Source organism: Myxococcus sp. CA023, from assembly GCF_010998615.1.
Lineage (GTDB): Bacteria > Myxococcota > Myxococcia > Myxococcales > Myxococcaceae > Myxococcus.
The window spans coordinates 1-453 of record NZ_JAAEAH010000199.1; the positions used below are offsets into that span (position 1 = coordinate 1).

Below are 453 nucleotides of genomic sequence, written 5' to 3' on the forward strand. Positions count from 1 at the left end.
GCCGTGGTGCCGCGTGAAGAAGCGGCCAGGGTCCTGTCTCTGGCTCAGCAACTCGACTACAAGGAACACTCGATGTACTCGATCATCGAGAAAACTCGGTCGATCGTGGAAGGCGTGCGGCAAGTGGGCCGCCTCTGAGCAAAAACATGGGCCAGGGAGCCTGTACTTTTGAGGCTGGATTCTCCCGGGCGGCTGTAGTATATCTTTTCATGCCTTGGAGTGAGTTTTCATTTTTGCTGGTCGGGCCCTAATGGCGCAAAAGCGGGAATACAACATCATGTCGTTGCAGCGCGGCCTGCGCATGCTGCAACTGTTGGGCCAGGCCGGCCGCGGGCTGCCCGCTTCGGAGATCGCAAAACTCTCCGGATTGCCGGTGAGCACCGTGCACCGCTTCCTCGTGAATCTCGAAGCTGGCGGGTTCCTCACCAAAGACGATTCCAACAACTATCATCT

General features: G+C 57.6%; 1 protein-coding gene. It reads left to right on the forward strand.

Going from position 1 to position 453, the window contains the following annotated elements:
- Window positions 1-250 precede the first annotated feature (250 nt).
- On the forward strand, window positions 251-453 hold a 203-nt coding region (locus F8M74_RS37250; protein WP_163884770.1), incomplete at its 3' end, for a helix-turn-helix domain-containing protein.